Raw genomic sequence first — 15159 nt, 5'->3', positions numbered from 1 at the left:
CGCAAAAAGTTAACTAAGCGTTATGCTGGCCGAGATCGTCAAAGAACCTGATACAAAAAAGCCCGCCGCAGAAGAGCGGCTCCTCCTGCCGTCTTCGACCGGGAAAATGGCCTGGATATTGGGTTTACTACTGCTTGCCAGCATTATTTTCTCCGCCTGCACCGGCGCGCTTTCCATTTCAATGAAGGAGCTGACTGAAATAATTGCATTGAAGCTCGGACTAATCAGGGAAACTTCAGTGGAAGAGCAGAAATCCATTGTTTTCTGGGTGATCAGGTTACCAAGAGTTTGCCTGGCTGTGCTGATCGGCGCCGGATTGGGAATTGCCGGCGCTTCTCTGCAGGGACTTTTCAGAAACCCGATCGCTGACTCCACGCTCATTGGTGTTACCTCGGGCGCGTCACTCTTCGCTGTTTTTGTATTAATGCTCAACGTTAAATATATGGGAATGCTGAACGAGCTCGCAGGAGTTTACAGCATTTCCTTTGTCGCATTTCTCGGCGCGGCGCTCACTACTTTTTCGGTGTACCAATTGTCAAAAGTGGCAGGCGAAGGCAGCATTACTACCCTCCTGCTGTGCGGTATTGCGATTAATGCATTTGTTGGTGCGATTACGGGCTTAATGACTTACCTCGCCGACGATCAGCAGCTGCGCAGCATTACCTTCTGGAACCTCGGAAGCCTCGGCGGCGCCACTTGGACTTCCGTGCTCGCAGTTGCGCCATTTGTAGGTATCTCCGTTCTGTTTATGCCCTACCTGTCCAAAGCATTGAACCTGCTGGTTTTAGGAGAAAGCCAGGCGGCAAGTCTGGGCGTGGACATGAAATTGCTGAAAAGAAAAGTAATTATCCTGGCAACAATGGGCGTCGGCGCCTCTGTGGCAGTGGCTGGTACAATCGGGTTCGTCGGCCTCGTAGTCCCTCACATCATACGCACCACTTTCGGCCCCAATCATAAAACACTTATTATCGGTTCTGCGATAGCGGGCGCCATTGTACTTACCCTCGCCGACACGCTGTCGAGAACGATCGTAGCTCCTTCTGAGCTGCCGATCGGGATACTTACCTCGCTACTTGGTACCCCGTTTTTCATTTATATTCTTTGGGACCAAAAACGAAAAAGGCTATGATGGAGATCAATCAGGCAGGCTTTGAGGTGCGCGGCCGCAGGCTTTTACACAACATCAGCTTTTCGGTAAATGCGGGTGAGTTCTGGGCGATTATCGGCGCAAATGGCGCGGGAAAATCTACATTGATCAAGCTGTTATCTTCGGAGCTCACGGCAAGTTCAGGTACTATCGTATTCAGGGGAAAAGATCTTGAAAAATATAAGCTGCGTGAACTGGCGCGGCAGCGGGCGGTACTTACCCAGCACAATTCAATCGCATTGTCATTCACAGTACAGGAAATTGTATTAATGGGCAGATACCCTTTCTACGACTCACAACCTTCACAGCGGGACTTGGCGATTGTAGATATGTGCTTGAAAAAAGTAGGGATAGCGCATTTAAAATCGCGTTTGTACCCTACACTTTCCGGTGGCGAGCAGCAGCGGGTGCAGGTATCCCGCGCCTTGGCGCAGATCTGGGAGGTAGATAATGGATTGTTACTGCTCGACGAACCGACAACCGGAATGGACCTGCTGCATCAGTGTGAGACCTTTCAGCTGGCGAAAGAAATGACAACCAAAGGTTTTGCTGTTGTCGCCGTAATCCACGATCTCAACCAGGCTTTGCAGTACGCCGACAAGGTTTTAATGCTCAAAAACGGCGAAAGCTTCGCGATGGGCGCACCAGGCGAAGTTTTAAATGAAACGTGTATCAAAGCTGCATTCGGATTACCCGTACAGCTGGTACATGCTGAAAACCTGCAATTTCCGATTATAGTACCCGATGTCACACCGGTTTCGCAGGGAATTCCCCCAATCTAAATATCACTTTTAAAATACAAGACAATGAAATCAACCCTTTCACCCGATAGAACTGAACTTAGAGAACGCTGGGAACAATACAAGCTGGCTAATCCAAAAACGAGGATTCGCGACGCTGCAAAAGAGCTGGATACCAGCGAAGCCGAGCTCGTTGCGACGGGGATTGGTAAAACTGCCACGCTGCTCGAAGGTGATTTCAGGGAACTGATCAAAGAAGTAGGTTCACTCGGCCACGTAATGGCGCTCACCCGCAATGATCACGTAGTGCATGAGCGGAAAGGTATTTATGAAAAAATCTCATTCAATAACCACGTGGGCCTTGTTTTGGGAGAGGATATAGACCTCAGGTTATTTTTAGGCGACTGGAAATTCGGTTTTGCAGTTTCTGAAAATGACCGGCATAGTTTGCAATTCTTCAACAGCTTTGGCGAAGCTACGCACAAAATTTACCTGACGGAGAAAAGCAACAGGGAGGCTTACAATGCATTGGTAGCCAAGTACACTGCTGCTGATCAGCAACTTAACCTGCTTGTTACTCCAAAACCGGAAAAAATAACAGAACCTGAAACTCAGCCGGACATCGACGTAGCTGCATTCCAGTCTGAGTGGCTGGCATTGAAAGACACGCACGATTTCTTCACATTGCTGCGTAAGTACAAACTTTCGCGCAAACAGGCGCTTCGCCTGGCGCCTGAGGGTTACGCTTACCAGATCACACCTGCGAGTATGAAGCCGGTTTTCGACGCGATTTCTGAAACCGGTCTGCCGATTATGGTTTTTGTTTCAAACCCGAATTGCATTCAAATCCACACCGGACCGATCAACAAGATTTTTGTAATGGGCCCGTGGCTGAACATTATGGACCCAGAATTTAACCTTCATTTGCGCGAAGACGCGATTGATGAAGCCTGGATCGTGAAGAAACCGACCGAGGATGGGATCGTAACAGGCATCGAGCTGATCGATAAAGATGGGGTTATGTTCAACCAGTTTTTTGGAAAGAGAAAACCGGGTATCCCTGAATTAAAAGAATGGCCGGAGCTGCTGGAAAGAGCAGTAACCAGGTTAAACTGAGAACAGAATTTAGATTTTAAGATAAAATTTCGCCATAGTAATTAAGAAAACCGGTTTCATTTTGAGCCGGTTTTTTTGTTTATACTCAAATTCAATATTTAATCAAAGAATAAATTTTATGGAAACTTTTTCAAAAACCTAAAAACCTAATAAACTGGTAATTAACATTTTAAACAGCATTATCTGTAAACTTTTCTCAATGGAATGAAGTTGATTTTGTTTATATTTGATTACAGCATCAATTATCTACTATACTCAAAGTCATCTATATGGAAACAATTCAGTCCTCGCAATCCGAACGGACTTACACGTCCGACGAAGCATACCAGGCTTCCCTTCAATACTTTAAAGGTGATGATCTTGCTGCCCGGGTTTGGGTGACGAAATACGCATTAAAGGATTCATACGGTGCGATCTACGAGGCGACGCCAGATGATATGCACCGCCGCATTGCCCGGGAGATTGCGAGAATTGAACGGAACTATGCTAATCCGCTGAGTGAGGACGAAATTTTTGATCTGATTAAAGAATTCAAATATATTATTCCGCAGGGAAGCCCGATGACGGGCATTGGTAACCCTTACCAGATCGCTTCGCTTTCCAACTGCTTTGTGATCGGAAACAATGGCGCTGCTGATTCTTATGGCGGTATCATGAAAATTGATCAGGAGCAGGTTCAGCTGATGAAACGGCGCGGTGGCGTGGGCCACGACTTGTCGCACATTCGCCCGAAAGGCTCGCCTGTGAAAAATTCCGCACTTACCTCGACGGGCATTGTGCCATTTATGGAGCGTTTTTCAAACTCCACGCGAGAAGTAGCGCAGGATGGTCGCCGGGGTGCATTGATGCTTTCCGTAGCAATCCGCCACCCGGATTCAGAAGATTTTATCGACGCTAAAATGACGCAGGGCAAAGTGACCGGTGCCAATGTATCTGTGCGGATCGATGATGATTTCATGAAAGCTGTTGAGTCGCAAACTACTTACAGACAGCAATATCCGGTAAAAAGTACCACGCCAACTCACGTCAAAGATATCGACGCAACTGCGCTCTGGAAGAAAATCGTGCATAATGCGTGGCAGTCTGCCGAGCCAGGGATACTGTTTTGGGATACAATTACCCGCGAGTCTGTTCCCGATTGTTATGCTGATCTGGGCTATGAAACGGTTTCAACAAACCCTTGCGGTGAAATTCCATTGTGCCCCTACGACTCCTGCCGCCTGTTGGCGATCAACCTGTTTTCCTACGTGGAAAATCCATTTACGGAATCTGCAAGCTTCAACTGGGCTTTGTTCAAAAAACACATCGCAGCAGCTCAGCGCATGATGGACGATATCATCGACCTTGAATTGGAGAAAATCGATGCTATCATACAAAAGATCGACGCGGATCCCGAAAGCGAAGAAGTGAAGCTCGTGGAAAAAAATCTTTGGATTAATATCCAGAAAAAGGCGCAGGAAGGTCGCAGAACGGGCATTGGTATCACCGCCGAAGGTGATATGCTGGCTGCATTGGGCCTGCGTTACGGAAGCGACGCGGGAAATGATTTTGCAGTGGAAATTCACAAAACCGTTGCATTGGAAGCCTACCGCGCCTCTGTGCACACTGCCAAAGAACGCGGCGCATTTGCCATTTTTGATTCTGAGAGAGAAAAAAATAATCCTTTTATACAAAGACTTAAAGCCGCAGATGCGCAGCTGTATTATGAAATGATGGAATACGGCCGCAGAAATATTGCATTGCTCACCATCGCACCTACTGGTACCACGAGCTTAATGTCGCAAACTACTTCCGGTATCGAGCCGGTTTTTCTTCCTGTTTATAAAAGAAGAAGAAAAGTTAATCCGAACGATAAAGACGCGCGCGTCGACTTTGTAGATGAAGTGGGCGATTCCTGGGAAGAATACGTTGTTTTTCACCATCGTTTTAAAGAATGGATGCAGATAAACGGCCATGATTTAACAAAGAATTATTCGCAGAAAGAGCTTGACGAGCTCGTTAAGAAATCGCCTTACTACAAAGCGACCAGCAACGATGTAGATTATCTTAAAAAGGTAAAAATGCAGGGCGCGATCCAGCAGTGGGTAGACCACTCGATCAGTGTGACGATCAACATGCCGAATGATGTAACCGAAGAGCTGGTCGGAGAATGCTATATGGAGGCCTGGAAAGCGGGCTGTAAGGGAGTTACAGTTTACCGGGATGGTTCAAGATCCGGTGTTCTGATTTCGAATGAAGAGAAAAAAGAAGAAAAGTCTGCCGACGCTCCTGCGCCGTTCCCTACCGAGAGGCCACAAACTCTGGAAGCGGATGTGGTGCGTTTTCAGAATAAAAAAGACAAATGGATTGCATTCATCGGTACGATCGACGGTCGCCCATACGAAATCTTTACCGGTTTTGCCGACGATGAAGACGGTATCCTGATCCCACGTTGGGTAAATGACGGATTTATCATCAAAAACCGGGAAAGTGACGGCACATCGAGATACGATTTTCAATACAAAAATACCCGCGGCTACAAAACCACGATTGAAGGTCTTTCTTACAAATTCAATCCTGAGTACTGGAACTACGCGAAGCTGATTTCCAGCACATTACGCCATGGAATGCCGATTGAAAAAGTAGTGGACCTGATAGGAAGCCTGCAACTGGACGAAGCGATCAACACCTGGAAAGCGGGAGTAGCGCGTGCATTGAAACGGTACATTCCGGACGGAACTGAGGCAGCCAAGCAGAAATGCCAGAACTGTAATTCAACAAACCTCCAATACCAGGAAGGCTGCCTGACCTGTAAAGATTGCGGATCATCGAAGTGCGGGTAGAGCGGAGGCTTTCGGCCATCGGCTATCAAAATAGGAATTTTCGTTAAAACAAAGTTTGATAGCCGACGGCATCATTTCTATACACCTCTAAAAATTTGAAATTGGAATTCACACTATACATGGATGAAAGTGGCGACCATGGCCTTGACAGAATTGATCCGGGGTTTCCAGTATTTGTACTTTGCGGAGTACTATTCTACGAAGATGGTTACCAGAAAATGCGAGATCATCTTAATCAGATTAAAATAAAATTCTGGGGAACGAAAGAAGTAATATTCCATTCCAGGGACATTCGCAAGTGTCAGAAGGAATTTCAGATACTGCTTGACCTCAATATCAAGGCCGCATTCTACACAGAACTAAATGCCTGTATATCTGCACATCCATTCAAAATCATCGCTGCTGCAATAGATAAGACCAAGTATATCCAACGATATGGTCGAATTGCTGATGATCCTTATGAAATTAGCCTTTCCTTCATCATCGAAAGAACCATTTTCTTGCTGGATGATTTCAAGCATAAATCTAAATCTATCCGAATTATAATTGAGAAAAGAGGTGAGAAAGAAGATAAGAAACTAGCCAGCTATTTTGAAAAAGTAAAAGCGCGGGGCACTGGTTTTATAGGGCGTGAAAGAATCCAGGAATACGACCTGAAAATTGAATTTAGAGACAAAAAAGACAATATCAATGGGCTACAAGTAGCGGATTTAATCCCTTATCCGATTGCTACTCACACAATGCATCCGACAAGAGCTAATCCTGCATTTGACTTGTTGCAACCCAAATTCTACCAGAAGCAAGGAAAAATTTTTGGGCTGAAAAGATTTCCTTAAAAAACAAAAGAGCCATTCCCAATTAAGAATGACTCTTTTTGCCGACCGGGAGACACCCCAATCCCAGAACAAATATACCTTAATCTGTATATTAAAAAAACTAAATATGATCCTCCACAACACCCAAATAGTTGTACGGAGTCAATGCGCGGAGTTCTTCGCGGATTTTTTCTGATACGTCCAGGGTTTCGATAAAGCGGGAAATAGAATCCTTGGTAATTTTATCGTTGGTACGCGTCAGTTCTTTTAATGCTTCGTAGGGTTTCGGGTAGCTTTCGCGGCGCAGGATCGTTTGGATCGCTTCTGCTACAACAGCCCAGTTATCTTCCAGGTCCGCTTTCAACATTTCACCGTTCAGCTCCACTTTGCCCAGACCTTTTAAAAGAGAATTCAATGCAATTGCAACATGCGCGAGTGGTACACCGATATTCCTCAAAACAGTAGAATCCGTTAAATCGCGCTGCAAACGGGATATGGGTAGTTTACCTGCAAAGTGCTCAAACAACGCCGAAGCCAGACCCAGGTTACCTTCCGAGTTTTCAAAATCAATCGGGTTTACCTTGTGTGGCATTGCCGATGAACCCACTTCGCCGGCTTTGATCTTTTGTTTGAAATAACCCATCGAAATGTAGGTCCACATATCCCGGTTCAGGTCTGTCAGAATGGTATTCAGCCTTTTCAGACAGTCGAAAGTAGCAGCCAGGTTATCGTAATGCTCAATCTGGGTAGTATGCTTGCTTCTTTTTAAACCCAAACCTTCAACAAAGTGATTGGCAAACGCCATCCAATCTTGTTTGGGATAAGCTACGTGGTGTGCATTGAAGTTACCTGTTGCGCCGCCGAACTTAGCCGAAGCCGGAATTTTATCCAGCATTTCCAACTGCCGCTCCAACCTTTCCACAAACACCAGAAACTCTTTCCCCACCCGGGTAGGAGAAGCTGGCTGACCGTGCGTGAATGCCAGCATCGGCACATTTTTCCACTCAATGGACATTCTTTTTAATACAAAAAGAACCTGGCGGAACAGCGGCTTGATCTGACGCTCCAATGCATCCCGCAACGAAAGAGGAATGGCGGTGTTATTGATATCCTGAGATGTAAGACCGAAGTGGATAAACTCCTGGTAAGCCTCAATCCCCAGCTTTTCAAATTGTTCTTTGATAAAATACTCAACCGCTTTTACATCGTGGTTGGTAACTTTCTCGATATCCTTGATATGTAATGCATCCTGCTCACTGAAATCCTCATAGATTTTGCGCAGCGATGGATATTTCTTTTTGTCAAATTCTGATAACTGGGGAAGGGGCAACTCGCATAATGCGATGAAGTATTCTATTTCAACAAAAACCCGGTAATAGATGAGGGCGTACTCAGAGAAATAAGTCGATAGTTCAGATACTTGTTTGTAGTAACGGCCATCAACCGGAGAGATCGCTGTGAGTTGATTTAAAGACATGATTTTCAATACAGAAATTGATTATCGCGCAAAGTTAGTGGAATTCATGGTGTGAAAATGGTAAAAAGGGGACGAAATATTCTTTTTGGGATCAGAGACAGATTATATAAAACTATTCGCATATTTCGCGACTGAACCTTACTCCCGTATTTCTATGCAGCCTTCACCCTTTGTTGGAGAATTAGTCGGAACCATGATTCTCATTTTACTTGGTAACGGTGTAGTTGCCAATGTGGTTTTGAAAAGAACAAAGGGAGCAAACGGAGGCTGGATCGTGATTACAGCAGGCTGGGGTTTTGCGGTAATGATCGGGATTTTTACTGCCAATGCATTCGGAAGCGCGGCTGCACACCTTAACCCCGCAGTCACTGTCGGCTTTGCTGTTTTAAAAAACGATTACAGCCTGATTTCCAGCTACATTCCCGCACAACTGATCGGCGCATTTCTGGGTTCTGTACTTGTGTGGCTGCAATACCTGCCACATTGGAGAGAAACCGAAGATCAAGGCACCAAACTCGCCTGCTTCGCCACAGATCCTGCATTGCGCTCTGCGGGCGCCAATTTCCTGAGTGAATTTATAGCAACAGTTATTCTAATCGTGGGCGTAGTTGCAATCGGTTACGCGGGTACTTCGGATCCTGAAAAAGGGGGAATTCCGTCGGGTATAACACCTTACCTGGTCGGAATGCTGGTGTGGAGCATCGGGCTTTCGCTGGGTGGTACCACGGGCTATGCGATCAACCCGGTTCGTGACCTCGGTCCGCGGATCGCGCACGCTATTTTACCAATACCAAACAAAGGCAGCTCCGATTGGGGTTACGCCTGGATCCCAGTCGCTGCGCCCATTGCCGGAGCTGTCATAGGAGGTTTGATTCTACGCTCCTTCTCGTTTTAAATCATTTTAATCGACCTTGATTCTCCCGCCGCCTGAGTAGCTGCGGTACTCACCCCGGTACATGGCGTCCGCTGCCGCCGGACCTGCTGTGAAGTTGCCTTTCGATACAATTCTTACCTGGTAGTAAAACGTTTTTGGCTGGTTATTTGCTGTGGTGAAGAAATGAATTCTATCATCGCGAATATCGTAATATTCCGGCACCGCTGCATCTTTGATCCAAGGCATATCGCGCGGCTCGGTAATGCGCGGGTTTTCAATTTCAAACCCTGCCGGCAGTAAGTCGGTCACTACTACATTGTTAATCGGCAATCCATTCGTGCTTGTTAAGGTTAGCTTCACCACAACCAGATCATTCTGCTTGAATTCAGTTACCGGTGATCCGATTCGTGATAAAAATTGCCGGCGAATGCTTAAACCCTGATCTTCTTCGGTGTAGGTTCCTGTTGCCGACATCCCTTCTGTCTGCGCAAACCAGTACAAATCTCCTTTTCCCTGTGTTTTGATCAAAACCTTCTGGCCCGTCAAACCTTTCGAGATTTTAAGTTCTTTACCATTGAAAGTGCCTACCTGCTTATTTCCGGCAGCTACTGTGGCTGTTACCGTTGATCCTGCACTTTTCCTCGCCAGCTTTCCTAATGCAAGTACAGTGAAAACTGCTTCCTGTGTATTCAGGTAAGATGCCGATTGAACCGCCTGCGACAACTGGCGCCCCAGTGCCGGAATCTGCAAGTTACCAGGATCGGATTCCAGCAGTGTGTTCAAAACAAGCGACATATTCCTGAGCGGAGACGAATAGCTTTCGTCCAAGCCCTGGCCAGGATTTTCCGCCACGTATTTTTTAGGAAGTAATGCGGCAAAGCTGCGCGCGTCGCCCGCCAATTGGAATGCAGCTGCGAGCAGGTATTTGGAATCGGTAGTCAGCAGCTGCGCATTTTGTTTATAATAATTCATCGCAGCGCGGTTCGGGTTTCCATTTAAGGCAAGTACATAAAGTGAATAAATCGCCTCGCGTCTAGCTACCACTTTTCGGGTTTGTGTTCCTGTCGGCTGACCTTCATAAGCCAGCCCATTTCCGGTAGAAGCGATTACCACTTCCTTATTCGCCGTGGTACCGGATTGCTGTTTGAGATAATCGAGTGCCTTGCTGACAGTTTTCGCATTCACCTCAAAACCTGCCCGTCTCGCTTCTTCCAGAAAATGCACTGCGTAAGCAGTCGCCCACCAATCTTCCTGCGTCGCGCCCGGCCACATGCCCATTCCGCCATTATACAGCTGCTGCGACTCAACCTTTCTGATCGCCTGCTGAATGTTGGTCATGGGGTTGAAATCGCTTTCTGCATTCCTTACCATATACACCGGCGCCGCCATTGCTTTTACAAGATCGGCGAAGTATATCTGTGGAAATGCCTTTGAAATCGTCTGTTCCAGACAACCATAAGGGTAACCCAGCAATGTAGAAAGTGCCTTTCCTCCACCCTGAACAAGCGGCGACCGACTCAGTACAATCTGGCTTCTGCTTGTGGCAGGGATAAAAGATGAGCTCAGGTCGATTAATCCCTGCTGGTTAGCTGCAATGGAGCCTGATTTACTTGTTTTCAAAAGCGGAGAAGCCGGGCGAACAGTTACCTCCGTTTCATTCACGAAAGTTTCCCCAAATGCATTGACCTTCACTGTCAGTTTGGCCAATCTAATTGCCTGAGCGGCTTTTACCGAAAACATAGCCCTGCTCTCTTTACCTGCTGGAACGGGGATCGTTTGTGCAGGCTGCGCACCAGCAGACAGCGGGCCCTGCAACTGTAAAGTCACGGTTGCATTGACAGCAGCTTTGGTTGTATTACTGATATTTACCGGCAATGTAAGCTCGTCGCCGGGACTAAAAAACCGCGGAACAGCCGCACTGATTACAATCGGGTCGGCCACTTTCATGTTTTTGGAGGCAGATCCGAATGCATTGTCTTTGTAAGCAACTGCCATAATGCGAAGGTCGCCGCTGAACTGGGGGATATTGATATCAAAATTGGCTTCGCCGCTTCCATTCGCCGTAATGATTTTACTCCAGAAAGATACCAGCTCAGTCCTTCCGTTACTCAGCGGGTTGATCCGCCTTTCAAGATCAAAACCGTCGCCGCCGAAACTGGATTTGCTAAGTGAAAGCTCCGGGAACAATTGTGCATATAAATCGTGACTGGTAACTTCCAGTGCCCGTTTTTGATAGAAATGATTGTAAATGTCAGGCGTTTTAAAATTCTTGATCTGCAATATCCCTTCATCCACAACAGACACCGTGACTTGTGCATTGGGGGCGGTCTTAATCCTGATCTGCTGTTTGACTTTTGAACGTGAACTTTCAGCCACCGAAATAGAAACCGGCAGCTTCCGGTCAGGATCTTCCACGATAATCGGTGCAAAACCATGCGCAACCGTCAGCGGCATGTCAGAATCGTCCATTTTGCGGATCAGTGTGGCTGTCACAAACACATTCGGTAAATGTTCGTCCTTGATTTTAAAGGTAAGTTCTGCCGCTTTTTTGGCTGTAGTGAGGATATGCTGTTCCAGCACCTGATTGCGCTCTAATGTAACCAGCAATCGGCCGTCAAAAGGTGTTTTAAATAAAACCTTGGCCTCGTCGCCTGTTTTGTATACTTCTTTGTCGGTCTCCATCAAAACCCGCCCTTCATTACTTACTTCGAAGGAAGAATACTGCGTATTACCGTAACCGTAAGCATAAAAATGCGAAAGTGTATAATGTTCAGCGCCCGGCCTTTTTACCCTTACTTCATATTCTCCAGAGACGGTAGGCGCATAGCGGAAAGTGCCCTTTCCACCTGGCAGGCGCAATGTATTTGAATAAACAAGCTTTTCTTTTTTGCGGGAGGTGTACTGCAGTTGCTCGTATCTTTTCTCTACCACCGTCTGATATTCCAGCTTTACTACCTCCACGCTCGCTGTACTCCCGTTTTGCAGCTGACCTTTTCCATTCACCCCGACAATCTCGACCGGCACAGGCGCATTGGTACCCACATAATTGTCGGGCAGGCGGATCCCGTAAAATACCGGTTGGGTAAATACATCAAAGCGCTGCAAACGGTTAACCGGCCGGCCATTTTCATCAAAAACCGTCACGTAAATCTTCCCTTCAAGCACACCGATATCTTTCAAACCGGCACCTAAAACAAAGCTTTCACTTGCCTGTCCATTTTCATTGGTGGTACCCTGGCGGGTTTCTTTTGCAAATGATGTTTCGGCAGGTATATCAAATGTGTATTCAGAAAATTCTTTTGCAAAAAAGCCTTTCCGCGACAGCTGGGATTCCATTTCGTAAGTCCTGTTTGTAGCTGGCGGACCGAAAAGGTTTACTGCCGTAGCTGTAAGCGAAACTGTATTTCCGGATATATATTCCTTCTTAGCGCCGCTCAGATCAACCTTAATTCGGTCGGGCATAAATTCTTCCACACTTATTGCATGCGAGCCGAGCAGGATATCATTGGCATTATAAACTTCCAAAACGTAAGTTCCGGTCAATGCGGCGCGGTCCATTTGTACTTCGGTTTCCACTGCGCCCTGTTCATTAGTTGTCTTTCGCCAGGTTCGGTATTCCCGTCCATTTGGTGTTACCATGCGCATTTTCAGCGGGATTTTGCTGGCTGTCTGCCAGCCTTGGTTTCGGAGTACTGTGTTGAAATACATGGTTTCGCCTGGCCGGTAAATATCCCGCTGTCCGTATGTAAAAGCCTGGAAGCCGGACGCATTATCGCGCATTCCTTCTACTTCAAACCGGGATGTTTCTACCTGGGTATCGTTCAACATCAGGTAGTTAAAATCGTCTTCTACACTGGCTGTGAGCAATGCAACCTTTAATCCCGGCGCTTTTTCATTCAGCTTATCAACGTGCGCGACGCCTTTGCTGTCCGTAGTAACTGTGTGTATAGTCTGGTTATTAGAACTGATTAATGTGATTTCAAGGTTGGCGATCGGTTCATTGGATTGGATGGAATTGGCAAAAACCCAGATTTCATCCTTTCCCTGTTTGGCGATCAAACCGATATCAGAAATGGAGATAAGCTTGGTGGCGCTCAGGTAAGCTTCGTTCGTGGAACGGACTGTCACAAGGTAAATTCCATGCCGTTTATTTTCGTCGGGCAATGCAATGTTAAGTGCAGTTACTCCCTTGCTTTTGGGTAAATTTTCAGTGTCTACATTCTTCATTACCAGTACATCGCTCATATTACTTTCTGCATCGTCGCTGTACTGGAAAGTACCCGTTTCTCTCCATTCATCATCCGAATATCCGTATTCCTTCCAGCGGTTCTGGCGTATGTAGTTGAGGATGTTATTGGCGTATAATTTGGAAATGCGTACCTGAACTTCGGGGATGTTCACGATCTGTACACCAATGTTTTTGGCGCCTTTGGCCGGCAGGTAAACTGCTTTTTTATTGGCAAATGAAACTGCAGGAGGAAGTTTCCCAAAAAACAGGTCACGGGAAGTTTCTTCTTCCAAACTACGTCCAAGAATACCTTTTAAGTTTTTGTTAATTAACAAAGTGTAAGTTTCCGTTTCGCTGAAATCACCTTTTAGAATAAATCCATTTGCAGTGGGTTCAAACTGCTTAATTGTGTCGGGATTGATAGAGAATCCTTTTGAAATACTTTCTTTATCAAGCTCATGCGACGTAATTACACGGGCATAGCCTGCATTATTTTCAAAGCCTGTCTGAATATCGATCACCTGCAGGTGCAGCGGGGAAGGCAGGGTTGCATTGGCTACCATCGGCTCTTTACTCACATAAGTTCCATTCTGGATCTTAACCCCTGAATTAACGGTCAGCTTGACCGGAATTTCATTATTGTCGGCTTTCCCTGGCCGGGCGAGCGCCACTGTTACTTCCTGTTCATTGGAGGAAGGAAGGATTCTGAAATCTGTATTGGTATTATTTACTGCAATCTGCAATTTCTGTGCTACTTCCTGACTGTTGACAGGATAGTTGAAAACCAGCTTCATGCGAGCCTCTTGCTTGCCGCTTTCCTGCGAAATCGCCCACCAGCTTTCTGTGGCGGACAAGCTTAGCGAAGGTGTATGAAAATTAAGCGGCTCTTTTGCGATTTCATATTTCTTATCCTCTTCCACCTTCCGGGTAAGCAGGTTGGTCAGTTTGGCTTTGTAAGAAGTAGCGGCGCTAAATCCGGCTACAGGCGAAAATACCAGTTCATTTTCCGCGGTCCATTTAAACTTACCTTTCACGGCCGGCTCAAATTGGATGTACTGCGTTGAATCCCAATCGTTCAGAGCAGCTACCGGCACCAGATCCTTGTTGAATGTAAAAACCAGATTTTGAGAAAGGTTGATCTCATCTCCGAAATTGGTACCCGCAACCCTAACCTCATTCAGAGACGAGCAGCTATTGAAAACGAAGGCAAGCAGGGAAAGAAAAACGACTGAGAACAGTGAGTTCTTTTTCATAAAAAGTATATAAAAAAACGGATGATTTTTTGAGTAAAAACCATCCGTCTAATTTAACGTATATCCCCGAATCACTTTGAACATTCTGGTTCAAATGATTTAAAGGATCAAAAATCCTGGTAACCGGTTTTAAAAGGCTTCCATCACTTCTTCAATGGGCTTTGCGCCTTCAAAAAACGACAATAACCGCAACAAAATCGCTTCAACAACCGCATCCGGGCAGGAGGCGCCGCAGGTGAGCATAATGCGTGCAGGCTGGTGCGCGGGAAGGTAATTTTCGGAAACTACCTCTTCTTTTAGATGCAGATCAAAATGTCGGATCAACTGCTTGTCCAAAAGCTTGTTTACCGATTCTATGAAGTAAGTCGGCAGTTTTTGCTCGCAGAGCTCTACCAAATGCGAAGTATTGGAACTGTTATAGCCACCAGCCACGATCACCAGATCTGCCTGTTGCGTCAGCAATGCATAAGTGGCATCCTGATTATCGTTGGTAGCATAGCAAAGCGTGTCGCGGGTGTTGGCAAAATGCGCTTCAACTTGGTCGGGAAGCAGGTTATAGTGCCGGGTCATCACGTTTTTCAGGAAATCCGAAATTCCCTGCGTGTCCGATGCGAGCATCGTAGTCTGATTTACCACACCAATGCGCTGCAAATCTTTTTCCGGGTTAAATCCCTCGGAATATTGACC

8 protein-coding genes and 1 pseudogene are annotated in these 15159 nt (G+C 46.3%); 6 read left to right on the top strand and 3 right to left on the bottom strand.

The features are described 5' to 3' along the window. Positions 1 to 22 precede the first annotated feature (22 nt). The 5 genes from ACTIE6_RS01815 to ACTIE6_RS01795 all read left to right on the top strand — a co-directional run bounded on the left by ACTIE6_RS01815 (position 23) and on the right by ACTIE6_RS01795 (position 6661). The gene (locus ACTIE6_RS01815) at positions 23 to 1129 is read left to right on the top strand and encodes a FecCD family ABC transporter permease (RefSeq protein WP_439554999.1); all 1107 of its coding nucleotides are present in this window, start codon (positions 23 to 25) and stop codon (positions 1127 to 1129) included. Beyond that, positions 1126 to 1929 carry a heme ABC transporter ATP-binding protein gene (locus tag ACTIE6_RS01810; RefSeq protein ID WP_439554998.1) on the top strand — a complete coding sequence of 268 codons (804 nt, stop codon included), beginning with the start codon at positions 1126 to 1128 and terminating at the stop codon, positions 1927 to 1929. The genes ACTIE6_RS01815 and ACTIE6_RS01810 overlap by 4 nt, the downstream gene beginning before the upstream one ends. A 24-nt stretch (positions 1930 to 1953) precedes the next feature. Next, positions 1954 to 3003, top strand: a complete 1050-nt coding sequence (locus ACTIE6_RS01805; RefSeq protein ID WP_439554997.1) for a hemin-degrading factor — start codon at positions 1954 to 1956, stop codon at positions 3001 to 3003. 269 nt (positions 3004 to 3272) lie between these two features. Next, the gene (locus tag ACTIE6_RS01800; RefSeq protein ID WP_439554996.1) at positions 3273 to 5825 is read left to right on the top strand and encodes an adenosylcobalamin-dependent ribonucleoside-diphosphate reductase; all 2553 of its coding nucleotides are present in this window, start codon (positions 3273 to 3275) and stop codon (positions 5823 to 5825) included. A gap of 101 nt (positions 5826 to 5926) precedes the next feature. Then, on the top strand, positions 5927 to 6661 hold the full coding sequence (locus tag ACTIE6_RS01795; RefSeq protein WP_439554995.1) for a DUF3800 domain-containing protein: 735 nt from the start codon (positions 5927 to 5929) through the stop codon (positions 6659 to 6661). A gap of 100 nt (positions 6662 to 6761) precedes the next feature. Here ACTIE6_RS01795 and purB read toward each other — a convergent pair whose 3' ends face one another. After that, positions 6762 to 8117, bottom strand: coding sequence for an adenylosuccinate lyase (gene purB / locus ACTIE6_RS01790; RefSeq protein WP_439554994.1), 1356 nt, complete (start codon positions 8115 to 8117; stop codon positions 6762 to 6764). 154 nt (positions 8118 to 8271) lie between these two features. On the opposite strand from purB, the gene ACTIE6_RS01785 reads away from it, so the two are divergent. Beyond that, positions 8272 to 9012, top strand: coding sequence for an MIP/aquaporin family protein (locus ACTIE6_RS01785; RefSeq protein ID WP_439554993.1), 741 nt, complete (start codon positions 8272 to 8274; stop codon positions 9010 to 9012). Positions 9013 to 9018: 6 nt separating this feature from the next. Here ACTIE6_RS01785 and ACTIE6_RS01780 read toward each other — a convergent pair whose 3' ends face one another. Further along, positions 9019 to 14472 (bottom strand): alpha-2-macroglobulin family protein, encoded by a 5454-nt coding sequence (locus ACTIE6_RS01780; RefSeq protein ID WP_439554992.1) that lies wholly within the window; start codon positions 14470 to 14472, stop codon positions 9019 to 9021. Positions 14473 to 14601: 129 nt separating this feature from the next. Next, positions 14602 to 15159: pseudogene (locus ACTIE6_RS01775) on the bottom strand (4-hydroxy-3-methylbut-2-enyl diphosphate reductase); the annotation flags it as partial.

Source organism: Dyadobacter sp. (assembly GCF_051859145.1).
Classification (GTDB): domain Bacteria; phylum Bacteroidota; class Bacteroidia; order Cytophagales; family Spirosomataceae; genus Dyadobacter.
The sequence above is the reverse complement of the archived record's forward strand: the minus strand, read 5'-3'. Positions and strand labels throughout refer to the sequence as shown.

What these genes read in the sequence shown, in the direction of transcription:
- ACTIE6_RS01780 (WP_439554992.1), bottom strand. Translation starts at nt 14,472, where the DNA reads ATGAAAAAGAACTCACTGTTCTCAGTCGTTTTTCTTTCCCTGCTTGCC.
- ACTIE6_RS01810 (WP_439554998.1), top strand. Translation starts at nt 1,126, where the DNA reads ATGATGGAGATCAATCAGGCAGGCTTTGAGGTGCGCGGCCGCAGGCTT.
- purB (WP_439554994.1), bottom strand. Translation starts at nt 8,117, where the DNA reads ATGTCTTTAAATCAACTCACAGCGATCTCTCCGGTTGATGGCCGTTAC.
- ACTIE6_RS01805 (WP_439554997.1), top strand. Translation starts at nt 1,954, where the DNA reads ATGAAATCAACCCTTTCACCCGATAGAACTGAACTTAGAGAACGCTGG.
- ACTIE6_RS01800 (WP_439554996.1), top strand. Translation starts at nt 3,273, where the DNA reads ATGGAAACAATTCAGTCCTCGCAATCCGAACGGACTTACACGTCCGAC.
- ACTIE6_RS01815 (WP_439554999.1), top strand. Translation starts at nt 23, where the DNA reads ATGCTGGCCGAGATCGTCAAAGAACCTGATACAAAAAAGCCCGCCGCA.
- ACTIE6_RS01785 (WP_439554993.1), top strand. Translation starts at nt 8,272, where the DNA reads ATGCAGCCTTCACCCTTTGTTGGAGAATTAGTCGGAACCATGATTCTC.